The following is a 25,369-nucleotide window of genomic DNA, read 5'->3' as shown; positions in this document are numbered from 1 at the left end:
GCCCGCTTTAGCGACGGGCGCCGCCTCGGCTAGGGTTCGGCATGTCCGAATCAGCGACGGCCCCAGGCGAGAGACGCGCGCTTCTCGGCGTCGAGCACTCTGCGCTCGGGCGGCGCTGGCAGGAGCGGCTCGCGCCGGAAGCGGGTCCGATCGCCCTCGCGATCGCCCAGACCCATGGCCTGCCCGATCTCCTGGCGCGGATCCTCGCGTCGCGCGGCGTCGGCGTCCAGGCGGTCCCGGCCTTCCTCGCGCCTCGGCTGCGCGATCTCATGCCCGATCCGAGCCGGCTGACGGCCATGGACGTGGCCGCAGCCCGGCTCGCGGATGCGATCCTGAACCGGGAGAAGGTCGCGATCTTCGGCGATTACGACGTCGACGGCGCCTGCAGCTCGGCGCTGCTGGCCGATTACCTCACTTCCTGCGGGACGATCCCGGCGATCCACATCCCGGACCGGATGACGGAGGGCTATGGTCCGAACGTCGAGGCGATCCGCCGCCTCGCCGAGGAGGGCGCCCGGCTCATCGTCACGGTCGATTGCGGTACGGCCGGCCAGGAGCCCCTGGCCGAGGCCGCCCGCCTCGGCGTCGACATCGTCGTGCTCGACCATCACGGCGCCCCCGAGACGCTGCCCCCGGCGGTCGCGATCGTGAACCCGAACCGTCTCGACGACCTCTCCGGCCTCGGCCATCTCGCGGCGGCCGGCATCGTCTTCATGGCCCTCGTCGCCCTCGCACGGGAGTTGCGGAGCCGGGGCTTCTTCGCCGCACGGCCGGAGCCCGACCTCCTGGCCGGGCTCGATCTCGTCGCGCTCGCGACGATCGCCGACGTCGTGCCGCTGACGGGGCTGAACCGCGCCTTCGTGCGCCAGGGCCTCGCGGTGATGAAGCAGCGCCGCCGCGTCGGCCTCTCGGCCCTCGCCGATGCGGCCCGGCTCGCCGAGGCGCCCGAAGCCTGGCATCTGGGCTTCCTGCTCGGCCCGCGCATCAATGCGGGCGGGCGGATCGGCGATTCCTCGCTCGGTGCCCGGCTGCTGCTCGAACAGGACCCGACCGCCGCCGCTGCCATCGCCGAGACGCTCGACACGCTCAATGCCGAGCGCCAGGCGATCGAGCGGCTCGCGGTCGAGGAAGCGATCGCGGAGGCCGATGCGATGCTCTCGGCTCGGCCGGACCTGCCGGCCCTCGTCCTCGTCTCGCCCGGCTGGCATCCGGGCATCGTCGGGCTCGTCGCGGCGCGGGTGAAGGAGCGTTTCGGCCGCCCCGTCTTCGCCTTCGGCGCGCGCCCGGACGGGACGGCGACGGGGTCCGGCCGCTCGATCCCCGGCGTCGATCTCGGCCGGGCCGTGCGGGCGGCCGTCGCCTGCGGCGACGCGGTCAAGGGCGGCGGTCACGCCATGGCGGCCGGCGCCACGGTCGCCGCGGACGGGCTGGCGCGGTTCGCGACCTGCCTCGAACGCGAGCTCGGCTCCGCGGTCGCGGTGCTCGCGGCCTCCCCGGACGCGCTGGAGATCGACGGCATTCTGTCGGCCGGTGGCGCGAGCGCGGACCTGATCCACGAACTCGACCGCGCCGGCCCCTTCGGCCAGGGCCAGCCGGAGCCCGTCGTCGCCCTCGCGCGGCACCGGCTCGTCGATTGCCGCGAGGTCGGGACCGGCCATGTCCGCGCGACCTTCCGGGCGGGCGACGGACAGACCATCCGCGCCATCGCCTTCCGTGCCGCCGGCCAGCCCCTCGGACAGGCCCTCGCCGCCGCGCGGGACGGCCTCGTCCATGTCGCCGGAACGCTCAGCCTCGACCGCTGGGGAGGCGGGGAGAAGGCGGAGCTACGCATCCGCGACGTCGCGGATGCGTGAGAGGCGAATGTCGCCTCAATGCCGCGTTGGCGGCGTTCAGCCCTTCTTCGTCAGCGGGCAGGCGCTTTCGGAGAGCGGACGGAACGCCTTGTCGGCCGGGATCGTGGTCTCGATGGCGTAATAGTCCCACGGCCCCTTCGATTCCGACGGCTTCTTCACGCGCACGAGGAACATGTCGTGGATCATGCGGCCGTTCGGCAGGAGCGTGCCGTTGCGCGTCACCGCGTCCTCGACCGGCATCTCGCGCATCTTGGCGAGGACCTTCTGGGTATCCTTGCTGCCCACGGCCTGGACGGCCTTGAGGTAATGCAGGACGCCGGAATAGACGCCAGACTGTGCCTCTCCCGGCTTCTTGCCGGTCCTGGCCTCGAAGCGCTTCGAGAATTCCCGGGTCTTGTCGTCCATGTCCCAATAGAAGGGCACGGCGAATTGCAGACCCTGCATCGTGTCGAGTCCGAGCGTGTGGACGTCCGTCAGGAACGTCAGCAGGCTCGCGAGCCGCGTGCCGCTCTTGTCGAGGCCGAATTCCCGGCCCTGCTTGATGGCGTTGATCGTCGCGTCGCCGCCCGAGGCGAGCGCGATGATCTTGGCACCCGTCCCCTGCGCCTGGAGGAGGTAGGAGGAGAAGTCGAGCGTCGCCAGCGGATGGCGCACGCTGCCGACGATCTTGCCGCCATTCTTCGGCACCGCCGCGCGCATGGCCGCTTCCATGCTGTGGCCGTAGGCGTAGTCGGCGACGAGCAGGAACCAGGTATCGATCCCCTGCTGGATCATGGCGCGCGAGGCACCCTGCGTCTGCGAATAGGTGTCGAAGGTCCAGTGAAGGCCGTGGCCGTTGCAGCTATCCTCGGTCAGGCGGTCGGTCGCCGCGCTCGCGTAGATCGCGATCTTGTTCTTGTCCTTGATGATGTTCTGGACGGCCAGCGCGATGCCGGAATTCGGGACGTCGAGGATGACGTCGACCTTGTCCTGATCGAGCCATTGCCGGGCGATGTTGAGGCCGATCTCGGGCTTCTGCTGATGGTCGGCGAAGACGAGTTCGATCGGCTGGCCGAGCACCTTGCCGCCGAAATCCTCGATCGCGAGGCGCGCGGCCTCGACAGAGCCTCGGCCCGACAGGTCGGAGAACGGACCGCCCATGTCGGTGAGCACGCCGAGCTTCACCGGCTCGGCCAGCGCGGCCGAGGTGAACAGGGCCAGGATGGCGGCGGGCAAGGCCCATCGCGTCGCGCGTCTCATTCGTTCCTCCCGTTCGGCAGGCCCGTCATGCGCGGGCCCTTATGGATGCGGCGACCGCCTTCGGCCGGACGCACCGTTTGGAAATCTCACGATATGTGAAAATCGTCAACCGGCGCCGGGCGCCGCGAGCGGCGTGGACGCGGCGGTTTCGGGGGAGGACCACCGGCATGGGCGGCCGCGCATGCGATCGCGGCGTTGATCCGGGCGGCCGTCTCGCCGAGGCGGTTCACGAAGGCCCCCTCCCCCGCCTCGTCGTAGCGCTGCTCCGGGATCGCGAGGACGAGGCTGCCGAGGATGCGGTGCTCGGCATCCAGCAGCGCGGCCCCGAGACCGACGAGCCCCGGCACGACCTCCGCCCGCGTGACGACGATGCCGGCACGGCGCAGGCCCGCCATGGTCGCGCGGAATTCGTCCCAGCTCTCGCCGAGGCCCGCGGCCGCGATCTCCGCCGCGTGCCAGTTCTGGATGTTGCGGAGATGATAGGGGGAGAGATGGGCGAGGATCGTCTTCGCCATCGCGCCCCGGAACATCGGCATGGGCCGGCCGCGTTCGTAGGCCTGCTCGATCGTCCGATCGGGCCAGACGAGATCGACGCACATGACCGTGTCGCCGTAATAGCTGCAGAGCAGCATGTTGGCGTGCAGTTCCGCCGACAATTCCCGCATCGGCCGCTGGGCCTCCCCGAGGAGCGGATCGGTCAGCCGGAGGAGGCGGTCCAGTTCGACGATGCGCGCTCCGATCCGGTAGGTCCCGCCCGTCGCGGGGGCCAGGAGCCCGGCTTCGGTCAGCGACTGGAGATAACGATAAGCCGTGGCGCGCGACGTCTGCGTGAGCGCCATGACGTCGTCGAGGGTGATGCCCGCGCGCTCCTCCCGGAAGAGCCCCAGGATGCCGAGCATTTTATCGAGGCTGCTCATCGATACCCACGAATCTCGACCGACTCTCGGTGCGCGGAGGGACGCACGCCGATCATGGCATCGCAGACCGCACCTGTGGAAGCCCGTGGCAGCGATTGACACAGAAAAGTATCGTATTATGGGATTAATCAACAGCGCCGAAAATCAGGGCGCTAGGTGGATGGAAACGGACCGGGAGCGACGATGAGCCGTCTCGCAGACAAGGTTGCCTTCATCACGGGGGCGGGCGGCGGCATCGGTCGCCGCGCGGCCGAACTCTTCGCGCGGGAGGGTGCCTGCATCGCCGTCGCCGAGCGCGACGAGGAGAGCGGCCGAGGCACGGCCGCAGCCGTCGAAGCGGCGGGCGGCAAGGCGCTCTTCGTGCGGACCGACGTCACCGAGGAGGAGAGCGTGCGCGCCGCCATCGCGGCGACGGTCGAGCGCTTCGGCGCGCTGCACATCCTCTACAACAATGCAGGCGGCTCCTCGCTCGCGGACGGACCGGTCACGGAATGCCCGGCCGAGGAGTTCTGGCGGGCGATCAAGCTCGACCTCTTCGGCACCTGGCTCGTCTGCCGCCACGGCATCCCGGAGTTGATCAGGTCCGGCGGCGGCTCGGTCGTGAACGCCTCCTCGGTCGTCGCGCATCTCGGCTGGCCCGGAAAGGACGCCTATACGGCGGCGAAGGGCGGCGTCGCGGCGCTGACGCGGTCCATGGCGGTCGAGTTCGCGGCGCAGAAGGTGCGCGTCAACGCGATCTCGCCCTGCATCACGCTGACGCCGCGCGTGCGCGAGCAACTCGCCAAGCTCGAGAGCACCAAGAGGATCGCCGAGCAGCATCTCGTCGGCCTCGCCGATCCGGACGACGTCGCGATGGCGGCGCTGTTCCTCGCGTCCGACGAATCCGCCCGGACGACCGGACACATCCTCCAGGTCGATAGCGGCCTCACGATCTCGTGACCGGGGCGTCTCGTGCAGTGGCGTGATCCCTCCCCGGAGGGGAGGGCCGAGTCGACGCGAAGCGTCGAGCCGGGGTGGGGACATCCCGGCCGAGCAGCACCCCACCCCGGTCGGCTGTCGCCGACTCGCCCTCCCCTGGAGGGGAGGGATCAGGGAGTGCGGCCTCCACGATGCGACGATCACAACACCAGGGAGAGACCACGATGAGGACCATGGCATCGCGCGGCCTCGCGGCGGCGCTGGGAGCGGCGCTCGCGGCCATGGCCGGCGGCGTGGCCTCCGCCCAGGCGCCGGCCTCCCCGCCGAAGCTCTCGGGCGACGTCGTGCGGATCGGCGTCCTCTCGGACATGACGGGGCCGAGCGCGGATTCCTCCGGACCCGGCGCCGTCGTCGCCGTCCGGATGGCGGTCGAGGATTTTGGCGGGAAGGTGCTCGGCAAGCCGATCGAGGTTCTCCAGGCCGACCACCAGAACAAGGCCGATGTCGGAGCGGGCATCGCCCGGCGCTGGTACGACGAGGGCGTCGACGTGATCGTCGACCTCACCAATTCCGCCGTCTCGCTGGCGGTGCAGGACCTGGCCCGGCAAAAGGAGCGTCTGGCGCTCCATGTCAGCCCCGCCTCGTCCGACCTCACGGGCCGGGCCTGCAGCCCGTTCGGCCTGCACTGGACCTACGACACCTATGCGCTGGCGAGCGGCACCGCCGCCGCCGTCACGAAACAGGGCGGCAAGTCCTGGTTCTTCCTGACGACCGACTACGCCTTCGGCCACGCTTTGGCACGTGATGCGGGCGACGTCGTCAAGCGCCTCGGCGGGACGGTCGTCGGCGAGCTCCGCCATCCGCTGAACACGCCGGACTTCTCGTCCTACCTGCTCCAGGCCCAGGCCTCGAAGGCGCAGGTGGTGGGGCTCGCGAACGGATCGGGCGACACGATCAACGCGATCAAGCAGGCGCGCGAATTCGGCCTCACCCAGGCGGGCCAGAAGCTCGCGGCGCTCCTCCTCTTCATCTCCGACGTGCACGCGATCGGGCTCGAGGCGGCGCAGGGCGTGATGCTGACGGAAGCCTTCTACTGGGACCAGAACGAGGAGACACGCGCCTGGTCCGCCCGCTTCGCGGAACGCTTCAACGGCCGCAAGCCGAGCATGCTGCAGGCCGGCGACTACACGGCCGTGACGCACTACCTGAGGGCCATCGAGAAGGCCGGCACCGATGACGCGGCGACCGTCATGGCGACGATGAAGGCGACGCCGATCTCGGATTTCATGACCAAGAGGGGCTTCATCCGACAGGACGGCCGCGTGATGCGCGACATGTATCTCTACCAGGTCAAGAGCCCGGCGGAATCGAAGGGCCCGTGGGATTATTACAAGGTCCTCGCGACCATCCCGGCAGAGGACGCCTTCCGCCCGATGGAGAAGGGCAACTGCCCCCTCGTCGCCGGAGCCGCAAAGTGAGCGAGAGACGCCTCCTCGACGGCAAGGTCGCGCTCGTGACCGGCGCCGGGGCGCATGACGGGATCGGCTTCGCGACGGCGAAGCTCTTCGTCGAGGCCGGCGCCCGCGTGGTGCTGGCCGACATCGCCGAAGAGCGGACGCGCGAGCTCGCGGCCGAACTCGGGCCGGATGCGAGCGCCGCCCCGCTCGACGTGCGCGATGCCATCTCCTGCCGGAGCGCGGTCGCGGCGACGCTGGCCCGCTTCGGCGGCCTCGACATCCTGATCAACAGCGCCGGCATCGTGCAGACCCGTAAGCTCGCCGACGTCGCCGAGGCCGATCTCTCCTCCGTGCTCGACGTCAATCTGCGCGGCACGATGCGGATGGCCCAGGCGGCGGCGCCGGCCATGACGCGCGGCGGGTCGATCGTTTGCATCGCCTCGATCGCGGCGCAGCGCGGCGGCGGCCTCATGGGCGGCCCCCATTACGCCGCCTCGAAGGGCGGCGTGCTCGGCCTCGTGAAGGCGATGGCGCGCGAACTCGGCTCCGCCGGCATCCGCGTGAACGCGATCAATCCGGGCGTGATCATGACGGGAATGAATCGGGGCGTCTTCAGCGAGGCGCAGCAGGAGGCGATGCTCGCCACGATCCCGCTCGGCCGCTTCGGCTCCCCGCGCGACGTCGCCGGCGCCTGCCTCTTCCTCGCGTCCGATCTCTCGGCGTACATGACCGGCACCGAGACGGATGTGAATGGCGGCCTGCTCATTCACTAGGGCGCACGGAGAAGACGAGATGGCGGTTTTGGACGGCAAGGTTGCGATCGTGACGGGCGGAGCCCGGAGCCAGGGCGAAGCGGAAGCGCGGCTCTTCGCGAAGTCCGGGGCTGCGGTCGCGATCTGCGACGTGCTGGAGGCCGAGGGCCGGGCGCTGGCGGACGAACTGACCGCCGCCGGCCACGCGGCACGCTTCTACAAGCTCGACGTGAGCGCGCAGGAGAACTGGGCCGGCGTCGTCGCGGACGTGCTCGCCTGGCAGGGCCGGATCGACATCCTCGTCAACAATGCCGGCATCGTGAACCGCAAGACCATCGAGACGGTGTCGCTCGAGGCCTGGAACCGGCTCCTCGCGGTCAATCTGACCGGTGCCCTGCTCGGCATCCAGGCGGTGGTCCCGGCCATGCGCAAGGCCGGCGGCGGGTCGATCATCAACATCTCGTCCAACAGCGCCTTCGCCGGCCATTACGACCCGGCCTACACCTGCAGCAAATGGGCGCTTCGCGGCCTGACCCGCACGGCGGCGATGGAATTCGTCACCGACAACATCCGGGTCAACTCGGTCTGCCCCGGCCTCATCGTGACCGACCTGAACCGCGACGCGGCCCATCTCGAACCGATGCGGCGCCTGACGCCGATGGGCCGCGCCGGCACGAGCGAGGAGGTCGCCGACCTCGTCCTGTTCCTCGCCGGCAGCACCTCCAGCTACATCACCGGCGAGGATTTCACGATCGACGGCGGCTTCACGGCCTCCGCCGCCTACCGGCACATCGCGGTCGAGGCCGGGTTCGTGCCACCCCCCAACAAGGAGTAGTCCATGAGCACGCCCGTCAGACCCGTCGTCACCCGCAAGGGCGAGGAGGATAGCGGAACCGGCCAGTCCGGCGATTGCGTCCGCGTCTCGGGCGTCAGCCCCCAGCACACGCCCGCGACGAAGATCTGGTTCGGCAAGGTGTCGAACGAGCCGGGCTTCCGCTCCCCGCCCCACCATCACGGCGAGGCGGAGACGGGCGGCTATCTCCTGAAGGGCGTCGGCCGCATCTATTTCGGCGAGAACTACCAGGAATGGATCGAGATGCGCGAAGGCGACTTCGTCTTCGTGCCGCCGCACATGCCGCATGTCGAGGCCAACATGAGCACGACCGAGACCCTGGTCTGGCTCACCTGCCGGACCCCCGACAACGTCGTCGTCAATCTCGACGAGGTCGAGGATTCGGTCCTCGCCGACTACCGCCGGCCCTGAACTCTGCCCCCTCTGGCGGCTAGCTAAGTCACACGCCGGCGCGGCGCCCCTGCACATCCTTCTCCCCTTGCGGGAGAAGGATCCGCGAACCTTTCGGGAAATGCGAACGGAACCGTCTACCCGAACTCGGCCCGGATCGCCGCGCCGTGCTCGCCGATCGCCGGGACCGGGCCGAGGACCGGCGCGCGGCCGTCGACGATGGCCGGGGGCGCGATGATGGCGGCCGGGCCGCCGGGCGTCTCGACGCTCACGCGCCGCAGGGCCGGATGGCCGGCGAGATCGGCCACCTCGTTGACGAAGCCATAGGCTGTTCCGGCCTCCCCGAGGCGCGCGGCAGCCTCGTCGCGCGTCAGGGCGGCGAAGGCCTCGGTGAGCCGGCCGTCGACGGCGGCGCGGTTCGCGACGCGGGCATTGTTGCTGTCGAAGCCCGGCGCCGTCGCGAGGCCGGCATCGCCGAGCACGACCGCACACAGCTTCGCCCATTCGCGCTCGTTCTGGATGGCGAGGAGGACGAGCGAGCCGTCCTTGGTCGCGAAGGCCCCGTAGGGCGCGATGGAGGGATGGGCGAGGCCGACGCGCTTCGGGGCGTTGCCCGTGCCTTCGTGGTAGAGGAACGGCACGTTCATCCAGTCGGCCATGCCGTCGAAGAGCGAGACGGCGATGGCCCGGCCCTCGCCGGTGATGCCGCGCGCGATCAGCGCCTCCAGCACGGCGGCATGCGCCGCCATCCCGCAGGCGATGTCGCAGACCGAGACGCCGACGCGGCCGGGCCCCGCCGGATGGCCGGTGATGGCCGCGAGCGCGCTCTCGGCCTGGACGAGGAGGTCGTAAGCCTTCATCTGCGCATAGGAATGGCCGGTGCCGTAGCCCGAGACGTCGACCGTGATCAGCCGCGGATAGCGCTTGCGGAGGTCGGCCGAGCCGAAGCCGGCCCGCTCGGCCGCGCCGGGCGCGAGGTTCTGAATGAACACGTCCGCCTTGGCGAGGACCGCATGGAGGAGGGCGGCGTCGTCCGGCGTCTTGATGTCGGCGACAAGGCTCTGCTTGCCGCGGTTCAGCCAGGTGAAATAGCTCGACAGCCCGTGCACGGCCGCATCGTAGCCACGGGCGAAATCGCCTTCAGGCCGCTCGATCTTGATGACCCGCGCGCCGCCATCGGCGAGGCGGGAGGAGCAGAACGGCGCCGCGACGGCCTGTTCCAACGCGACGACGAGAAGCCCCGCAAGCGGCTTCGACCCATCACCCGACAATGCATTCCTCCCTTGGATTCGAAGGGATTTACGCGGGCGGGGGCAAGCTTGTCGACATCGCGTCCGCCTTCGTCCTTGCGAGCGCGAGCCTCACGCGCCGCGCAGGGCGACCTTCGCGACCGGATGAGGGTGGAAGGCCGGCGGCAGGATCGCGGCGGAGCCGGTGAGGAGCGGCACCGACATGGAGGCGGCGCCTCCGAGGGAGGCCCGCGCGAAGAGAGCGCGCACGTCGCCGGAGGCCGTGCCGACGAGCGCTGCGGTGGCCGTCGACCCGGTCGTGGTCGGTTCGATCTTGAGGAAGTCCGGCTTGATCGGCGCGATGGCCAGAAGCACCGCCGGGGTCGTGCGCGCGGGAATGACGATGACCTCGCGGCCGGCCATGGCGAGGGTCTCGGGCCGGCTGACCGTACCGAGGCTGCCGGCGCCGCGCTTCGCCAGCGCGGCGAAGGACGCATGCATGCCGCCATCGGCATAGGTGACGCGCACGGCCGCTGCGCCCTCCGCGATCAGCGTCTCGGTCTTTGTCTTCTCCTCGGCGATCCGGGCGACAGCCGCCGCCTCGCGGGCCGGGTTGCGATACGGCGCGAAGGTGTAGCGGCGGCCGCTGACCCCGACCGCAGGCTCCTCGCCCGTGGCCTCGAACCGATCGTAGCCTTCCTTGAGCTGGCGCCAGAAATCGAGATGCGCCTCGGTGCGGGCCCTCGCCATGTTCTGCGCCGTCATCCGGAACGGATAGGCCTGGAACTGAAAGGCCCGCTGACCCGCATTCAGGGAATCGCGCGCGAGGGCGTAAATTTCGGAGATCTGCGCATCCGTCATGGCGAAACAGCCCATGGACGAGCAGGTGCCGTGCGTCATGAGATACGAGCCGGTCGAGCCATGCGCCCGGTCATAGGCGTTCGGATAGCCGAGATCGAAGGACAGGTGATACGAGGAATTCGGATTCATCTTCGCGGCGGGGATCGAATAGAACCCCTCCGGCGTCTGCCGGTCTCCGGTCTTCCTCTTCGGCCCGAGCTGCCCCGACCAGCGGCAGATCGGATAGGTCTTGAGATGAACGTAGCGCCCGGCCCGGTTCATCTTCCAGACCTCGAGCTCCGATTCCTTCTTGAACGCCCGGATCAGGATGGGAGCGCGAGGGTCCATGTCCTTGGCCGCCATCAGCGAGCGGGTCGCGGCCGGGACGGGCACGAGGGCCTTCGCCGGCACGGCGTCGGCCGGCCCCGACGACAATGTCGCGGCGAGGAGGAGCGCGGCACCGACCACTCTGGCCAACCCAGATTTGACCGACGCCAACTTGACCGACACCTGCTTGACCATGGCGAGCCTGACCATCACGACGGAACTCATGCGTGATCTCGATCTCTCTGGGAGGCTGCGCCGAGTGGACGCGGGCGGAGCTTCCTGACGGAATGAGGCGGATTTAGGAGTGATTCGGGTTAAGGAGCACTGAGGGACGTCCGGTCCGCACCGTCGCGACCTCGCCCCTTGATGCTCGTCCGTGCGAGGGAGCGCCTCATGTCGCGTAAAAAGAACCGTCTTGCCGCAAGGAGCCTCTTGCTCCTGTCCGGCGTCGTCCTCACGGTCGCCGCCTCGGCCGCCCTCGCCCAGCCCGCGCCGCCGAACGCAGGCGCCGCCCCCCCTCCCCCCGCGGCACCGGAGCCGGCACAACCGCCCGCAGGGCCGCAGCAGGTCGAACCGCCGGCCGTCGTCGGCCGCATCGCCGAGATCTCGGGCGCCGTCTCCTACAAGGCGGCCACCGCGGCGGAATGGGAAAAGGCCGAGCGCAACTGGCCGATCGTCGCGGGCGACGCGATCTACGCGGCGGCCGACGGGCAGGCGCGGCTCGAGATCGGCGGCGCCTCGATCACGGTCCGCCCCAACGCGGTGGTCGACCTCGCCGCGCTCGACGACCGCTCGGCCGCCGTCCGCGCCAATAGCGGCGTCGCCGGGATCGCGACCGCGGCAGGCGCCGAACCCTTCTCGATCATGACGCCGCGGGGCTCTGCCTCGCTCGGCCCGGACGGCGTCTATCGCGTCACGAGCGGCGACGAGACGACGCCGACCGAGATCGTCGTCTGCCGCGGCGGTGCGGTCCTGGCCGATGGCCGCACGCGTCTCGCCGAGGGGCAGATGGCGGTGCTCTCCGGCGATCCGGCCTCGCCCCAGGTGCAGACATCGGCCGCGACCGGCGGCTGCGACATGGCGCCGGTGCGCGAGGCGAAGCTGCCGCCGCGCGTTTCGCGCCGCATGGCAGGCATCCGCGATCTCGGCGAGCGCGGGCGCTGGTCCAAGGGCCCGTCGGGCGCCGATGTCTGGTATCCGGACGACGTCTCCGAGGACTGGGCGCCCTATCGCAACGGACGCTGGAGCTGGGTCGCCCCCTGGGGCTGGACCTGGGTCGACGATGCGCCCTGGGGCTTCGCGCCCTTCCATTACGGCCGCTGGAGCGAGATCGACGGGCGCTGGGGCTGGCTGCCGGGCGAATATGCCGAACACCCGGTCTATGCGCCCGCCATGGTCGCCTTCGTCGAGCCCCCGGCCGACGCCGTGGTCGGCGGCGATCCGTCTCTCGGCTGGGTGCCGCTCGGACCGGACGAGGTCTACCGCCCCTATTACTGGACGCCGGGCCTCGATTACGTGCGCCGCGTCAATGGCGGGGTCGCCGGCGTGACCGCCGCAACCATCGGCGCCTTGATCGTCGCGCCGATGGCGATCGCGGCGATGCGCAACCGCCGGGCCGTCACCGTCGTGCCCGTCACCGTCATCAATGGCGGCCGGCCGATCCGGCCCGCCATCCTCCAGACCCGGCCGCAGGTCCTGGCCTCCGCGCCGATCCGCCCCGGCGGGCGGCCGGTCCTCCCGCGCGGACCCGGCATGCATCGGATCCCCGGCCCGGTGGTCGGCCGTGTTCCGGTCCCGCCGCGCCCGATCCCGCCGCTCGCCAGCCGTCCGCCGATCGCCCGGCCGCTGCCTGGCGGCCCCGTGCCCGGTGGACCCGCCATCGGCGGGCCGGGAAGGCCGCCCATCGCGGGGCCGGGCATGCGCCCGCCCGTGGCGCCGCCCGTCGCGGGTCGCCCGCCGGTCATGGCACCCGGCGCGAAGCCGCCGTTGAGCGGGCCGGTCGCGGGACGTCCGCCCGTCGGAGGCCCCGGCGCCAAGCCGCCGATCGTCGGCGGCCCCGCCGCGGGACGGCCGCCGCTCGCGGGTCCGGGAGGAACGCGGCCTCCGATTGCTCCCATCGGAGCGGGTGCGGGGCGTCCCGGCAGCCAGCCAGGCCCCGGCACGCGCCCGACCGGCCCGGTTGTCACCCGTCCCCCGGTCGCGGGACGGCCGCCGGTCGCCGCCCGGCCGCCCGTCGCCACGCGCCCCGCCGTCGTCAGGCAGCCGGCCCCGTCGCGACCTCCGGTTGTCCGCTCCCCCTCGGCACCGATGAGACCGACGGCACCGGTCGCGCGTCCCGTCCCCATCCGGACGGCGCCGCCGGTCGCGAGGCCCTCGGCGCCCGTGATGCGCCCGTCGGCCCCCGCCATGCGGCCGGCCCCGGTCGTACGCCCGGCTCCTGCCCGGCCGGCTCCCGCGATCAAGCGGCCGTAGCGGCCGGCCTCTCCCTCGCGAGGTCGGCACAGGGCGCGCCGACCGAGGCGCGCTCCCTGCTCACTCATCTGCGGGCTCGTCTTCCTCGATCCGCTTTCGCCGAAGCATGAGCGTCGAGGGACCTGCCGGCCCCGGCAGGAGGCGCAAGACAGGCTCGCCGCGAACCGGCGGGCAAGGTTAGCCGCGTCTTAACTGCACCTTCCTAGGATCGCGCCGAGCCAAGCGTCACGGTCGATTCCATGCATACGTTGCGTCGCCACGAATCCCCTCTCGAACGCCTGACCGACGCGATCCTCGCCTTCGCCAAGAGGCGGTGCGTCGAAGGCGTCGGGCTGATGCTGTTCACGGCCTCGGTGGCGCTCGCCGTCTCCCTTGCCACCTGGTCGGTCAAGGATCCGAGCCTGAACCATGCGACCGGGGCGCCCGTGCGCAACCTTCTCGGCTCGTGGGGGGCGATCGCCTCCGACCTGCTGATCCAGATCTTCGGCCTCGGCGCCGTCGTGGTGGCGCTGGTCCCCGCGATCTGGGGCGTGCGGATGATTCGCGACGGGGGCCTCAACCGGGCCGGTCTGCGTCTCGTCCTGTGGGCGGCGGGAGCGTGGTCCGTCGCGGCCTGTGTCAGCGCCTTGCCGACGACGAAAGCCTGGCCCCTGCCGACGGGGCTCGGCGGCGTCGCGGGCGACGCTCTCCTCGTCGCCGCGCGCACGATTGGCGGCGGGCTCGGCGTCTTCGTGGCCGGGATCATCTTCGCCGCCGTCGCAGTCGCCGCTCTCATGGCCGCCTGCGCGGGCAAGCACACGAAGCCGGAGGCGGACGAACCCGAGCCGGCGATGGCGCGCGGCGCGCGCGACAGCCGCCTCGCCAGCCGCCGGACCGAGGAGGCCGACCGGTCCGACGACGAGCCCAGCCTCGCCATCATCTGGCTCGGCGGTCTCGCTCATGCCGTCATCAGCGCGAAGGCATCGCTGCAGCGCCGCCTCGCGGCCCGGAGTGCCGCCAGCGCACCGCTCCGTCCCGCGACCGGGGCGGCCGGCCCGGACCGTTTCGACCGGTTCGACCATCCCGAGCGGCTCCCGGCGCCGGAGCGCTTCGATCGGCCGGAGCGCGGGGACAGGCTGGACCGGATCGAGCCGTCCGACCGTCTCGACCGCCCGAACCGCACCGGGGCTCCGCCGGCTCCCATCCGCCGGGAGCCGGTCTTCACGCCGCCCCTGCGGGGACCCGCCGCGGCGATCGGCAGGCGCTCGGCCGCACCGGAGATCGATCCGAGCGACAGGTTCGCGGGCGGTCCGGCCCCCTTCGACGGGCCTGAGGACGAGGCGGGATCCGACTATCCGTTCGAGCCGGGGCCGCGCGGCGCGGAGACGAATGCCCGCAGCCGCGTGACGATGCCGGGCGACGCCTCCCGCGGGATGATCGACGACGAGGACGATGTCGGCCCCGCCGGCTTCGAGCCCGACGACATGCCGGAGCCGCCGCAGGCGATCCCGGCCGGCCGGATGCCCCCGCGGGGCGCTCCCGCGCGCCCCGCGCCGCGCCAGGCGCCGCCTCGGCGCAGCTTCGATCCGGCCCTCTACGAGATGCCGCCGCTGCCGCTCCTGTCGGAGCCGAAGAAGCAGGTTGCGACCGTTTCGAAGGACGCGCTCGAGCAGAACGCGACGCTCCTCGAATCGACGCTCGAGGATTTCGGCGTCCGCGGCGAGATCATCAATGTGCGGCCGGGGCCTGTCGTCACGCTCTACGAGCTCGAGCCCGCCCCCGGCACCAAGTCGAGCCGCGTCATCTCGCTCGCCGACGATATCGCGCGCTCGATGTCGGCCGTCTCGGCCCGCGTCGCCGTCGTGCCCGGCCGCAACGCGATCGGCATCGAACTGCCGAACCAGAAGCGCGAGACGGTGTATCTGCGCGAACTCCTGGCCTCGGAGGATTTCGGCGAGACCAAGCAGAAGCTCGCCCTCTGCCTCGGCAAGAACATCGGCGGGGAGCCGATCATCGCCGACCTCGCGCGCATGCCGCATCTGCTCGTCGCCGGCACGACCGGCTCCGGCAAGTCGGTCGCAATCAACACGATGATCCTGTCGCTGCTCTACATGCACAAGCCCGAGCAGTGCCGCCTCATCATGGTCGACCCGAAGATGCTGGAGCTGTCCGTCTATGACGGCATCCCGCACCTCCTCTCGCCGGTCGTGACGGACCCGAAGAAGGCCGTCATCGCGCTCAAATGGGCCGTCCGCGAGATGGAGGAGCGCTACAAGAAGATGTCGAAGCTGGGCGTGCGCAACATCGACGGCTTCAATGCCCGCGTCGCGGAGGCGCAGGAGCGCGGCGAGGTCATCACGCGCACCGTCCAGACCGGCTTCGACAAGTCGACCGGCGAGGCGATCTACGAAGACGAGATGATGGATCTCGAGCCGCTGCCCTACATCGTAGTCATCGTCGACGAGATGGCAGACCTCATGATGGTCGCCGGCAAGGACATCGAAGGAGCCATCCAGCGCCTCGCCCAGATGGCCCGCGCCGCCGGCATCCATCTCATCATGGCGACGCAGCGCCCCTCGGTCGACGTCATCACCGGCACGATCAAGGCGAACTTCCCGACCCGGATCTCCTTCCAGGTCACGTCGAAGATCGACAGCCGCACGATCCTCGGCGAGATGGGCGCCGAGCAGCTCCTCGGCCAGGGCGACATGCTCTACATGGCCGGCGGCGGGCGCATCACCCGCGTTCACGGACCCTTCGTGTCGGACGGAGAGGTCGAGAAGGTCGTCGCGCATCTGAAGGCCCAGGGACGGCCGCAATACCTCGACGCCATCACCAAGGACGAGGACGAGATCGGCGGAGACGACGGGGGCGCGGTGTTCGACAAGGGCGCCATGGCCGCCCTCGGCGACGACAGCCAGGATCCCTACGAGCAGGCTGTGGCGGTCGTGCTGCGCGACAAGAAGGCCTCGACCTCCTACATCCAGCGCCGCCTCGGCATCGGCTACAACCGCGCCGCCTCCATCATGGAACGGATGGAGAAGGAAGGCATCGTCGGCCAGGCCAACCATGCCGGCAAGCGCGAGATCCTCGTCGATGAGAACGGTGTCCTGGACGAGGATTGACGAGGGCGCAAAACGCGCCTTCGGGCCGCGCCGGGCTGATGACGAGCCCGCATCGGCCCGCTAACCTTCCGTCCCGCGCCCGGCCGATCATCGGTTCGGACAGCGAACCGAAGGCCTCCCGCGTGAGCATCTTCCCCACCTGGACGCTCAAGACCTCGGGCGAGATCGCGCCGGACGAACGGCTGCCGGCCGGCCAGACGATCGCCCTCGGCCTCCAGCACGTCGTCGCCATGTTCGGCTCGACGGCGCTCGCGCCGATCCTGATGGGGTTCGACCCCAACACCGCGATCTTCTTCTCCGGCATCGGCACGCTCATCTTCTTCGTGCTGACCGGCGGGCGCCTGCCCTCCTATCTCGGCTCGAGCTTCGCCTTCATCGCCGTCGTCATCGCGGCGACGGGCTATTCGGGCTCGGGGCCGAACCCGAATATCGGCGTCGCGCTCGGCGGCATCGTCGCCTGCGGCGCGCTCTACGCGCTGATCGGCTTCGTCGTGCATCTCTCCGGCACGGCCTGGATCGAGCGGCTGATGCCGCCCGTCGTGACGGGGGCGATCGTCGCCGCGATCGGGCTCAACCTCGCGCCGGTCGCGGTGAAGAGCGTCTCCGGCTCGGGCTTCGAGACGGCGATCGGCATCGTCACTGCCCTCGCCGTCGGGCTCGTCGCGGTCCGGGCGGGAGGGCTCGCCCGGCGCCTGCCGATCCTCATCGGGGCGGCCTTCTCCTATCTCCTGTATCTCGTCCTCGCGAACGGGTTCGGCCTCGGCAAGCCGGTCGATTTCGGGAAGCTGGCGGAGGCGGCCTGGATCGGCCTGCCGAACCTTTCGACCCCCGTCTTCTCGGCCTCGGCCATCGTGCTGATCGCGCCGATCGCGGTGATCCTCGTCGCCGAGAATCTCGGCCATATCAAAGGCATCGCGGCCATGACCGGCCGCAACTACGATCCCCTGATCGGGCGCGGCTTCATCGCGGACGGCCTTGCGACGATGCTCTCGGGCTTCGGCGGCGGCACCGGCGTCACGACCTATGCCGAGAACATGGGCGTCATGGCGGTCACGCGGATCTATTCGACGCTGATCTTCGTCGCGGCGGCCCTGTTCGCGATCCTGCTCGGCTTCTCGCCGAAATTCGGTGCGCTCATCCTGACGATCCCCGGCCCGGTGATCGGCGGCCTCGCCCTCGTCGTCTTCGGCCTCATCGCGGCGACGGGCGGGCGCATCTGGGTGCAGGCGCGCACCGATTTCTCCGAGCCTCGCAACCTCATCACGGTCGCCGTCGCGCTGATCGCCGGCGCGGGCGACCTCACGATCAAGTTCGGCGATTTCGCCCTCGGCGGCATCGGCACCGCGACCTTCGGCGCCATCCTCGTCTACCACCTTCTCGGAGGCGGCCCGGCGGAGCCCGAGGCACTCGCGCCGGCCGATGCGGAAAGCCGCCGATAACGCATTGCGGGAAGCGGCCGGAACCGCGACCCGGGAGACTATCCCACCGCGCCGAGGAAGACCTGCGGATCGAAATAATCCTTCGCGGGCGTGAAGCTCGTCACGCCCGCGTGGCCCATGAAGAAATCCGTCGTCTGCTGGAGCCAGTTAGTCACCGTGCCGTCCTGGTAGAGCGGCTTCCAGTCCTTGGAGGTGAACATCTTCTGGGCGGCGTATTGCTCCTTGAGGTCGGAGATCGGCACGTTCGGATAGTGCTTGGCCTGGATGGCCTGGAGCGCCTCCTCGCTGTTGGCGACGATGTAGTCGTTCGCCTCGGCCCAGCCCTTGGCGATGCGGCCCAGGACCTCCTTGTTCTTGTCGTAGTAATCGTTGCGCGCAGCCCAGCCGCCGATGATCGCGGCCTTCGGATAATAGGCCGAGGCATCGGCGAGCTTGATCGCGCCCGGCACCTTGTCGCGAACGGTGACGTTGAACGGCACCCAGAGGGCGACGGCAGGGACGGCGCCCGAGATGAAGGCCGTCACGGCCGCCGGCATCGGCTGGTTCAGGAGCTGGACGTCCTTCGGATCGACCCCGTTGGCCCGCAGGGCCCGGTCGAGGAAGACATGGGCCGTGGTACCGACCGCCGTCGCGATGCGCTTGCCCTTGAGGTCGGCGAAGCTCTTGATGCCCTGGTCGCCCCGTACCCACAGATGCGCCGTCGCGACCTCGATGTTGTTGATCAGGAAGACCTTGCCCTGGCCGCGCGCCGGGAAGTTCGACAGCACCGCGCCCGTCGCGAGCACGTCGAGCGAGCCCCCGATCAGCGCCTGGAACAGCTCGAGCCCCGTGTTGAACTGCTTCGGCTCGAACTCGACGCCATGCTTGGCGAAGGAGCCGCGATCGATCCCGGTCCAGATCTGCCCGTCGACCGCCAGCGTGTGGAGATAGCCGACCCTCACCTTGGTCTTCGCCTGGGCGATGGCCGGTCCCGCCAGGGCGCCCGCCGCGAGCGCCGAGGTTCCGGCGGCCAGGAAATGTCGTCGCTTCATCGTTCCCCTCCCGATCGCCCGCTCAAGGCAGGTCGTTGAAATCCCAGGTGACGCCGGTCCTGACGACGCGGGCCGGGCTGCCGGCCGCAACGCTGTTCGGCGGAATGGTGCCGCGCACGAGGCTCCGGGCGCCGACGACGCTGTCGCGGCCGATGCCGACATTGCCGAGCAGCAGCGACTGATAGCCGAGCCAGACATGGTCGGACACGACCATATGGCCCCCCATCCCGTTGAGGCGCCGGCCGGTCTCGACATCGCGGATCGCATGCATGTCGTCCGTGTACAGGACGACATCCGCCGCCCACAGCCCGCGCTCGCCGACGAGGACCGATCCGCCGTTGCGGGCATTGATCTGTGCCCGCGCGGTGGAGGCGGTGTGGGCCCCGATCATCACCTTCGCGCCGCTGCCGCAGGCGATGGACGAGGCCGGGAGCCGCACGTGATCGCCGAGGAGGACGACGGAGCCTTCGCCCCACATCACCATCCCGCCCGTCACGCAATTCGCGCCGATGACGAGGATCGAGTTCGTCGGGCTCTCCTGTCCCGCATGGGCCGTCACCGGCAGCTTGTCGATCTCGACGGAGGAGAGGGCGATGTTGTTGCCCCGGCTCCACCATGCCGGCAGGGCCGACGGCTTGACGAGGCGCAGGTCTCCCGGAACGCGGATCGTGAGATCGGGGTGGTTCCGGATGCTGTCCTTGACGAGGTTGAAGATGTGCGAGGTGTTCATACGACCCATCAGGAAACCGGGGGATCGGAGCCGACGATAGCACCGGAACCCCTCCGGAGCCGACTTCCGGGCACGAGGGTGCCCGCTCCCGGTGTCGCGGCGGCGATCCGCAGGGCCGCTCACTCCGAGAAGGCGACGGCACGGGCCTGGCCCTGCTGGGCGCGGTACTCGTCCATGACGAGGTCGCGGATATGCGAGCGGAGCTCCCCGAATTCCCGTGCCTCGTGGATCGCCTCGTCGCGCGGATAGGCGAAGGGCACGGCGACGATCTCCCGCACGCGGGCGGGGCGCGCGGTGACGATCACGATCCGGGAGGCGAGATAGATCGCCTCCTCGACCGAATGGGTGATCAGCATCACCGTCTTGCGCTCGGCCGCGAGGATCTCGAGGAGGAGGTTCTGCATGTTCGAGCGCGTCTGGGCGTCGAGGGCGCCGAAGGGCTCGTCCATGAGCAGGAATTGCGGCTTGACCGCATAGGCCCGCGCCAGGGCGAGGCGCTGGCGCATCCCGCCCGAGAGGTGCTTCGGATAGGCATCGGCGAAGCCGGCGAGGCCCATCAGGCCGAGATAGCGCTCGACGATCGCCTCGCGCTCCCCGGCCGGGACGCGGTTCGCCTTCAGCGTCAGGCCGAAGGCGATGTTCTCGCGCACGGTGAGCCAGGGGAAGACGCCGTATTCCTGGAACATGACGCCGCGATCGGAGCCCGGCCCGGCGACCTCCCGCCCGTCGAGAAGGACCCGGCCGGAGGTCGGCCGCTGGAACCCGGCCAGCATGTTCATCATCGTCGTCTTGCCGCAGCCGGACGGCCCGATCACGGCGACGAACTCGCCCTCGTGGATGTCGTAGCTGACGTCGTCGACGACGCGCAGCGGCCCGGCGGCCGTCGGGAATTCGAGCGAGACACGCTCGAAGCGGATGCGGGGCTCGCTCATGCGCCGACCCTGTCCTGCCAGGCGAGGAAGCGCGTGCTGAGGCGCCGCAAGGCGAGGTCCATCAGCAGCGCGACGAGACCGATGCAGATGATGCCGACATAGATCACGTCGAGCAGGAAATAGGTCGAGGCGTTCTGGATCATCGAGCCGAGCCCGCGCTGGGCGGCCACGAGTTCGGAGGCGACGAGCGTCGCCCAGGCGACGCCGAGCGCGACGCGGAGCGCCGTCAGGATATGCGGCACGGTGAGCGGGATGATGACCTTGCGGAACACCTCGCTCTGGCTCGCGCCGAGGGTGCGCGCGACGCGGATGAAGAGCGGATTGATCTGCGAGACGCCCTCATACATCACGATCACGCCCGCGAAGAAGGACGCATAGATGAGGATGACGAGCTTGGCCGGCTCGTCGACGCCGAAATACACGATCACGAGCGGGATCAGCGCGATCGGCGGCAGGGCGCGGAAGAAGTTCACGAGCGGGTCGGCGAAGGCCTTGGCGGACCGGAACCAGCCGATCAGGAACCCGACCGGCACGGCGAGCGCGATCCCGACCGCGACGCCGATGAACACCCGGCGCGTCGAGACGAAGATGTCCCAGGCGAGCCCCTGGCGGGCGAAGAGATCGACGGATTTCGCGAGGACCGCATGGGGCGCGGGCACGAGGGCCGAGTTCACGAGGCCGCTCTCGCGCACGCCGTACCAGGCCGCGACGATCGCGAGCCACGGCGCCGCCACGAGGCCGATGCGCTTCAGACGATCCCCCATCCCGCCTCCGTCCCGCTCCGACGCCGCTTCTTGCGCGAAGTCATATAATCATCCATACGACTAGACAACTCTACTGGTAATGTCGGTCCAACCGTACCCTCACGCCGCCTTACCCTCCCCTGGAGGGGGAGGGTCGGACCGTAGGTCCGGGGTGGGGTGATGCGCGGCGTCCGTTTCTCCGGCGTCGAGAATCCGGCGAGGGCGGTGCACCCCACCCCGCCGGCTTCGCCGGCGACCCTCCCCCTTCAGGGGAGGGTGGTGAGGTGTAAATCGCGGCGGGAGGTCAGGGCGAGGATGAGCGCAACGATCCGCAGCGTGGAGGCCTTCGCCTTCCGGGTGCCGCTCGCGACGCCGGTCGAGACCTCCTTCGGCCGCATGACGGATCGGCCGGCCGTCTTCGTCCGCGTCGAGGACGAGGACGCCATCGCGGGCTTCGGCGAGGCCTGGTGCAACTTCCCCTCCGTCGGAGCCGAGCATCGGGTGCGGCTGATCCGCGACATCCTCGCCCCGCTCGCGATCGGGCGGCGGATCGACGAGCCGGGCTCGCTCTTCGATCATCTGACCGCGAAGACCGCCGTTCTGGCGGTGCAATCGGGCGAGCACGGCCCCCTCGCCCAGGCTATCGCCGGGATCGACACCGCCGTCTGGGACCTTCATGCGCGCCGCGCCGGCCTGCCGCTCTGGCGGATGCTGGGCGGGACGCCCGCTGCGGGCGGCGAAGGCGCGGCGATCCCGGTCTATGCGAGCGGCATCAACCCGACGGGGTCGGGGGAGATGGCCGCGCGGGCGCTGAAGGCCGGGCACCGCGCCTTCAAGCTCAAGGTGGGCTTCGGCGCGGACCGGGACCGGGCGAATCTGCACGAAATCCGCCGCGAGATCGGCGACCTCCCCCTCGCGGTCGATGCGAACCAGGCCTGGAACCCGGCCGAGGCGACCGAAGCCGCGCCCCGCCTCGCGGAATTCGGCCTCGCCTGGCTGGAGGAGCCGATCCGGGCCGACCATCCGTGGGACGCTTGGCGGAGCGTGAAGGCCGCGAGCCCGGTCCCGCTCGCGGGCGGCGAGAACATCGCGGGCGAGGCCGCCTTCGCCGCGGCCTTCGAGGCCGGCATCCTCGCCGTCATCCAGCCCGATCTCGCCAAATGGGGCGGCCTCACCGCCAGCTCCCGCGTCGCCCGTGCCGCGCTCGCCGCCGGCCGGCGCTTCTGCCCGCATTATCTCGGCGGCGGGATCGGCCTCCTCGCCTCGGCGCATCTCCTGGCCGGGATCGGCGGCGACGGCCTCCTCGAGATCGACGTCAACCCGAACCCCCTCCGCGACCTCGCCTGCGGCCCCGTCGCAGCGGTGAGCGAGGGGCGCGTCACGCTGGGCGATGAGCCCGGCCTCGGCATCGTCCCCGACCTCGACGCCTTCGCGACATGGCGGACGCTGTGATGAGGCGCGAGCTGATCGAGGACCGACTCGCCTCCTCCCTTCGCACGCTGCGCGTTCAGGCATCGCGAGATCGGTGCCACGCACACCTCCCCTCCCCCTCGCGGGGAGGGGCCGGGGGTGGGGGGCGCGACGCTTGCGGAGACGTGGACGAGGGCGGCACGCCCCCCATCCGGCCCTCCGCTTCGCTCGGGCCACCTTCCCCGCAAGGGGGAAGGGAGGCGCCCGGCTTTCAAACCCGAAAAACGTCACAGCCATGACAACCCGCGGCTACGATTACGTCGTCGTCGGCGCGGGGTCGGCCGGCTGCCTCGTCGCGAACCGGCTGTCCGCAGATCCCTCCTGCCGCGTGCTGCTGCTGGAGGCGGGCGGCTCCGACCGGAACCTCTGGATCCGGCTCCCCGTCGGCTATTTCCGCACGATCTACGACAACCGTTTCGCACGGCTCTTCGAGACCGAGCCCGGCGAGGGCACGGGCGGGCGGGCGATCGTCTGGCCGCGCGGGCGTGTCATCGGCGGCTCCTCCTCGATCAACGGCCTGATCTTCATCCGCGGCCAGCACGAGGATTTCGACGATTGGGCCCGCCTCGGCGCCGAAGGCTGGAGCTTCCGGGAGGTCCTGCCCTTCTTCAAGCGCTACGAGCGCCATTCGGGCCCCGAGAGCCAGTGGCACGGTGCGCTCGGCGAATTCGAGACCTCGGAGCTGCGCAACCGCAACCCCGCCTGCGACGCCTGGCTCGAAGCCGCGCAGCAGACGGGGCTTCCGTTCAATCCGGATTTCAACGCCGAGACGACCCATGGCGTCGGCCGCTACCAGCTCGGGATCGGACGGCGCTGGCGCACGAGTTCGGCCGGCGCCTTCCTTCATCCGGTCCTCGCGAGCCGGCCGAACCTCACCATCGTCAGCGGCGCCCAGGCGACGCGCATCCTCTTCGCGGGCCGACGCGCGACAGGCGTCGAGTATCTGCGCGACGGCCGGATCGAGACCGTCGAGGCGGACCGCGAGGTAGTTCTCTGCGCGGGCGCGCTGCAATCGCCGCAACTGCTGCAACTGTCGGGGATCGGCCCGGCCGCGCTCCTCGCCGAGCACGGCATCCCCGTGATCCACGACGCGCCGGAGGTCGGGCGGAATCTCCAGGACCATTACCAGGCCCGCGCCATCGTCCGGCTGACGAAGAAGCTCTCGCTCAACGACGAGGTCCGCAACCCGCTGGCGCTCGCCCGGATGGGTCTCGACTGGCTCGTCGGGGGCTCGGGTCCCCTGACGGTCGGGGCGGGACAGGTCGGCGGCGCGGCCTGTACGGAGCATGCGGTGGACGGCCGGCCGGACGTGCAGTTCAACGTCATGCCGCTGTCCGTCGACAAGCCGGGCACGCCCCTGCATCGCTATTCGGGCTTCACGGCCTCGGTCTGGCAATGCCACCCGCGATCGCGCGGGACGGTCGCGATCCGCTCCGCCGATCCGCTCGACCAGCCGCGGATCGTGCCGAACTATTTCGCGGAGGAGATCGACCGGGCGACCATCGTCGCCGGCATCCGGATGCTGCGCGACATCTTCCGGCAGCCGGCCTTCCGGGGCCTCTGGGACAAGGAGGTGCTGCCGGGAGAGGATGCGCAGGACGATGCGGCGCTCTGGGCCTTCGCGCGCGACCACGGGGGGACGGTCTTCCACGCCTGCGGCACCTGCCGCATGGGCGGCGAGGAGGCCGTGCTCGATCCGCAGATGCGGGTGCGGGGCGTCGAGCGGCTGCGCGTCGTCGACGCCTCCGCCATGCCGACCATCACCTCCGCCAACACCAATGCCGCCTCGCTCATGATCGGCGAGAAGGGCGCGCACCACATCCTCGAGGGCGGGTGACGCGATGCGCTCGGCCGAGGCCCGTTCGCCGAAATACGCGCTGATCGCCGACAGCCTGCGCCAGCGCATCGCCCGCGGCCACTGGCCCAAGGACACGCGCCTTCCCGCCGCCGAGGCCCTGGCGAGGGAATTCGGCGTCTCGCGCCTGACCGTGCGGCAGGCGCTCGACATCCTGGCGCGCGAGGGCCTCGTCGAGGCGCGGCAGGGCAGCGGCACCTATGTCACCGCCTCGCCCGAGCAGGACCGGAGGCTCCGGGTCGGGACCAGCCTCGCCGCCCTCGTCGAACTCTATCGCGACACCTCGCCCGAGATCCTGACCATCGCGGAGAGAAGCGCGGCCCCGCGCCTGACCCAGGAGGACGGCCTGCCGGCCTCGGGCTACGTGCATATGCGCCGGCTCCATTCGCGCGACGGCGAGCCCTATTGCGTCATCGGCATCTATCTCGCCGAGCACGTCTTCCGGCAGCAGCCCGAGCGGTTCCGGCGCGAGGTCGTGATCCCGATCCTCGCATCGATGACGGAGCCCGCCATCGCCCGCGCCCTCCAGACCTTCACGATCGGCACCGCCGATCTCGACGTCGCGAAGGCCCTCGGCGTCCCGCTCGGCTCGCCCGTCGCCGAGGTCCGCCGCGTCTTCGCCTCCGCCGACGGGACCGTGATCTATCTCGGCGAAGTCACCTATCGCGGCGATTTCGTGCGGATCGAGATGGATCTCGACCCCTGACCGAACCCCCGCTCACACCGGCGAAAGCCGGTGCCCAGGGCGCCCGCCGGGTCCGGCCTCCGCCGGGACGAGCGGGCGCGGAACCGCTATAGCTCGCGCGTCCGCCGACCCG

General features: G+C 70.5%; 20 protein-coding genes. 12 read left to right on the top strand and 8 right to left on the bottom strand.

The window, feature by feature from the left end:
- The first annotated feature begins 41 nt into the window (after positions 1 to 41).
- Complete coding sequence (gene recJ, locus EV668_RS18210) at positions 42 to 1,853, top strand: single-stranded-DNA-specific exonuclease RecJ (protein WP_133772705.1); 1,812 nt, start codon at positions 42 to 44, stop codon at positions 1,851 to 1,853.
- 36 nt (positions 1,854 to 1,889) lie between these two features.
- On the opposite strand, the gene EV668_RS18205 is transcribed toward recJ, so the two are convergent.
- Both EV668_RS18205 and EV668_RS18200 read right to left on the bottom strand, forming a co-directional pair.
- Positions 1,890 to 3,092 (bottom strand): ABC transporter substrate-binding protein, encoded by a 1,203-nt coding sequence (locus EV668_RS18205; RefSeq protein WP_133772703.1) that lies wholly within the window; start codon positions 3,090 to 3,092, stop codon positions 1,890 to 1,892.
- A gap of 86 nt (positions 3,093 to 3,178) precedes the next feature.
- Positions 3,179 to 4,009 (bottom strand): IclR family transcriptional regulator, encoded by an 831-nt coding sequence (locus EV668_RS18200; RefSeq protein WP_133772701.1) that lies wholly within the window; start codon positions 4,007 to 4,009, stop codon positions 3,179 to 3,181.
- A 183-nt stretch (positions 4,010 to 4,192) separates the two neighbouring features.
- Between EV668_RS18200 and EV668_RS18195 the strand changes: the two genes are divergently transcribed.
- The 5 genes from EV668_RS18195 to EV668_RS18175 all read left to right on the top strand — a co-directional run bounded on the left by EV668_RS18195 (position 4,193) and on the right by EV668_RS18175 (position 8,400).
- The gene (locus tag EV668_RS18195; protein WP_133772699.1) at positions 4,193 to 4,948 is read left to right on the top strand and encodes an SDR family NAD(P)-dependent oxidoreductase; all 756 of its coding nucleotides are present in this window, start codon (positions 4,193 to 4,195) and stop codon (positions 4,946 to 4,948) included.
- Between the two features lie 203 nt (positions 4,949 to 5,151).
- Complete coding sequence (locus EV668_RS18190) at positions 5,152 to 6,405, top strand: ABC transporter substrate-binding protein (protein WP_342636841.1); 1,254 nt, start codon at positions 5,152 to 5,154, stop codon at positions 6,403 to 6,405.
- Positions 6,402 to 7,157, top strand: a complete 756-nt coding sequence (locus EV668_RS18185; protein ID WP_133772697.1) for an SDR family NAD(P)-dependent oxidoreductase — start codon at positions 6,402 to 6,404, stop codon at positions 7,155 to 7,157. Before EV668_RS18190 ends, EV668_RS18185 begins: the two co-directional genes overlap by 4 nt.
- A 19-nt stretch (positions 7,158 to 7,176) precedes the next feature.
- Positions 7,177 to 7,971 (top strand): SDR family NAD(P)-dependent oxidoreductase, encoded by a 795-nt coding sequence (locus EV668_RS18180; protein WP_133772695.1) that lies wholly within the window; start codon positions 7,177 to 7,179, stop codon positions 7,969 to 7,971.
- Between the two features lie 3 nt (positions 7,972 to 7,974).
- Entirely contained in the window at positions 7,975 to 8,400 is a 426-nt protein-coding gene (locus EV668_RS18175) for a cupin domain-containing protein (protein WP_133772693.1), read from the top strand.
- Between the two features lie 116 nt (positions 8,401 to 8,516).
- Here EV668_RS18175 and EV668_RS18170 read toward each other — a convergent pair whose 3' ends face one another.
- Positions 8,517 to 9,650: a CaiB/BaiF CoA transferase family protein gene (locus EV668_RS18170; protein WP_133772691.1), complete on the bottom strand. Its 1,134-nt coding sequence runs from the start codon at positions 9,648 to 9,650 to the stop codon at positions 8,517 to 8,519.
- A gap of 90 nt (positions 9,651 to 9,740) precedes the next feature.
- Complete coding sequence (locus tag EV668_RS18165) at positions 9,741 to 10,970, bottom strand: L,D-transpeptidase family protein (RefSeq protein WP_425359638.1); 1,230 nt, start codon at positions 10,968 to 10,970, stop codon at positions 9,741 to 9,743.
- 198 nt (positions 10,971 to 11,168) lie between these two features.
- On the opposite strand from EV668_RS18165, the gene EV668_RS18155 reads away from it, so the two are divergent.
- The 3 genes from EV668_RS18155 (at position 11,169) to EV668_RS18145 (ending at position 17,790) form a co-directional block, all read left to right on the top strand.
- On the top strand, positions 11,169 to 13,247 hold the full coding sequence (locus tag EV668_RS18155; RefSeq protein WP_166652538.1) for a DUF6600 domain-containing protein: 2,079 nt from the start codon (positions 11,169 to 11,171) through the stop codon (positions 13,245 to 13,247).
- Positions 13,248 to 13,486: 239 nt separating this feature from the next.
- A complete protein-coding gene (locus EV668_RS18150) occupies positions 13,487 to 16,351 on the top strand; it encodes a DNA translocase FtsK (RefSeq protein ID WP_133772685.1) in 2,865 nt (954 codons plus the stop codon).
- 38 nt (positions 16,352 to 16,389) lie between these two features.
- Complete coding sequence (locus EV668_RS18145) at positions 16,390 to 17,790, top strand: solute carrier family 23 protein (RefSeq protein WP_133772996.1); 1,401 nt, start codon at positions 16,390 to 16,392, stop codon at positions 17,788 to 17,790.
- A gap of 38 nt (positions 17,791 to 17,828) precedes the next feature.
- Here the strand turns inward: EV668_RS18145 and EV668_RS18140 are convergent, their stop codons facing one another.
- The 4 genes from EV668_RS18140 to EV668_RS18125 form a co-directional block, all read right to left on the bottom strand.
- Positions 17,829 to 18,821, bottom strand: coding sequence for an ABC transporter substrate-binding protein (locus EV668_RS18140; RefSeq protein WP_133772683.1), 993 nt, complete (start codon positions 18,819 to 18,821; stop codon positions 17,829 to 17,831).
- Positions 18,822 to 18,843: 22 nt separating this feature from the next.
- The gene (locus tag EV668_RS18135; protein ID WP_133772681.1) at positions 18,844 to 19,551 is read right to left on the bottom strand and encodes an acyltransferase; all 708 of its coding nucleotides are present in this window, start codon (positions 19,549 to 19,551) and stop codon (positions 18,844 to 18,846) included.
- A 119-nt stretch (positions 19,552 to 19,670) separates the two neighbouring features.
- Entirely contained in the window at positions 19,671 to 20,483 is an 813-nt protein-coding gene (locus tag EV668_RS18130; protein ID WP_133772679.1) for an ABC transporter ATP-binding protein, read from the bottom strand.
- Positions 20,480 to 21,247: an ABC transporter permease gene (locus EV668_RS18125; RefSeq protein ID WP_133772677.1), complete on the bottom strand. Its 768-nt coding sequence runs from the start codon at positions 21,245 to 21,247 to the stop codon at positions 20,480 to 20,482. The genes EV668_RS18130 and EV668_RS18125 overlap by 4 nt, the downstream gene beginning before the upstream one ends.
- A 294-nt stretch (positions 21,248 to 21,541) precedes the next feature.
- Here EV668_RS18125 and EV668_RS18120 point away from each other — a divergent pair, with 294 nt between their 5' ends.
- The 3 genes from EV668_RS18120 to EV668_RS18110 all read left to right on the top strand — a co-directional run bounded on the left by EV668_RS18120 (position 21,542) and on the right by EV668_RS18110 (position 25,257).
- Positions 21,542 to 22,678, top strand: a complete 1,137-nt coding sequence (locus tag EV668_RS18120; protein ID WP_133772676.1) for a mandelate racemase/muconate lactonizing enzyme family protein — start codon at positions 21,542 to 21,544, stop codon at positions 22,676 to 22,678.
- 253 nt (positions 22,679 to 22,931) lie between these two features.
- A complete protein-coding gene (locus EV668_RS18115) occupies positions 22,932 to 24,533 on the top strand; it encodes a GMC family oxidoreductase (RefSeq protein ID WP_133772674.1) in 1,602 nt (533 codons plus the stop codon).
- Between the two features lie 4 nt (positions 24,534 to 24,537).
- The gene (locus tag EV668_RS18110) at positions 24,538 to 25,257 is read left to right on the top strand and encodes a GntR family transcriptional regulator (protein ID WP_133772672.1); all 720 of its coding nucleotides are present in this window, start codon (positions 24,538 to 24,540) and stop codon (positions 25,255 to 25,257) included.
- Positions 25,258 to 25,369: the final 112 nt, after the last annotated feature.

Source organism: Enterovirga rhinocerotis, assembly GCF_004363955.1.
Classification (GTDB): Bacteria; Pseudomonadota; Alphaproteobacteria; order Rhizobiales; family Beijerinckiaceae; genus Enterovirga; species Enterovirga rhinocerotis.
This window is presented reverse-complemented; position numbering and strand designations above follow the sequence as displayed.

What these genes read in the sequence shown, in the direction of transcription:
- EV668_RS18200 (WP_133772701.1), bottom strand. Translation starts at nt 4,009, where the DNA reads ATGAGCAGCCTCGATAAAATGCTCGGCATCCTGGGGCTCTTCCGGGAG.
- EV668_RS18150 (WP_133772685.1), top strand. Translation starts at nt 13,487, where the DNA reads ATGCATACGTTGCGTCGCCACGAATCCCCTCTCGAACGCCTGACCGAC.
- EV668_RS18110 (WP_133772672.1), top strand. Translation starts at nt 24,538, where the DNA reads ATGCGCTCGGCCGAGGCCCGTTCGCCGAAATACGCGCTGATCGCCGAC.
- EV668_RS18115 (WP_133772674.1), top strand. Translation starts at nt 22,932, where the DNA reads ATGACAACCCGCGGCTACGATTACGTCGTCGTCGGCGCGGGGTCGGCC.
- EV668_RS18195 (WP_133772699.1), top strand. Translation starts at nt 4,193, where the DNA reads ATGAGCCGTCTCGCAGACAAGGTTGCCTTCATCACGGGGGCGGGCGGC.
- EV668_RS18135 (WP_133772681.1), bottom strand. Translation starts at nt 19,551, where the DNA reads ATGAACACCTCGCACATCTTCAACCTCGTCAAGGACAGCATCCGGAAC.
- EV668_RS18190 (WP_342636841.1), top strand. Translation starts at nt 5,152, where the DNA reads ATGAGGACCATGGCATCGCGCGGCCTCGCGGCGGCGCTGGGAGCGGCG.
- EV668_RS18145 (WP_133772996.1), top strand. Translation starts at nt 16,390, where the DNA reads ATGACGAGCCCGCATCGGCCCGCTAACCTTCCGTCCCGCGCCCGGCCG.
- recJ (WP_133772705.1), top strand. Translation starts at nt 42, where the DNA reads ATGTCCGAATCAGCGACGGCCCCAGGCGAGAGACGCGCGCTTCTCGGC.
- EV668_RS18175 (WP_133772693.1), top strand. Translation starts at nt 7,975, where the DNA reads ATGAGCACGCCCGTCAGACCCGTCGTCACCCGCAAGGGCGAGGAGGAT.
- EV668_RS18180 (WP_133772695.1), top strand. Translation starts at nt 7,177, where the DNA reads ATGGCGGTTTTGGACGGCAAGGTTGCGATCGTGACGGGCGGAGCCCGG.
- EV668_RS18130 (WP_133772679.1), bottom strand. Translation starts at nt 20,483, where the DNA reads ATGAGCGAGCCCCGCATCCGCTTCGAGCGTGTCTCGCTCGAATTCCCG.
- EV668_RS18205 (WP_133772703.1), bottom strand. Translation starts at nt 3,092, where the DNA reads ATGAGACGCGCGACGCGATGGGCCTTGCCCGCCGCCATCCTGGCCCTG.
- EV668_RS18155 (WP_166652538.1), top strand. Translation starts at nt 11,169, where the DNA reads ATGTCGCGTAAAAAGAACCGTCTTGCCGCAAGGAGCCTCTTGCTCCTG.
- EV668_RS18120 (WP_133772676.1), top strand. Translation starts at nt 21,542, where the DNA reads ATGAGCGCAACGATCCGCAGCGTGGAGGCCTTCGCCTTCCGGGTGCCG.
- EV668_RS18140 (WP_133772683.1), bottom strand. Translation starts at nt 18,821, where the DNA reads ATGAAGCGACGACATTTCCTGGCCGCCGGAACCTCGGCGCTCGCGGCG.
- EV668_RS18125 (WP_133772677.1), bottom strand. Translation starts at nt 21,247, where the DNA reads ATGGGGGATCGTCTGAAGCGCATCGGCCTCGTGGCGGCGCCGTGGCTC.
- EV668_RS18165 (WP_425359638.1), bottom strand. Translation starts at nt 10,970, where the DNA reads ATGGTCAAGCAGGTGTCGGTCAAGTTGGCGTCGGTCAAATCTGGGTTG.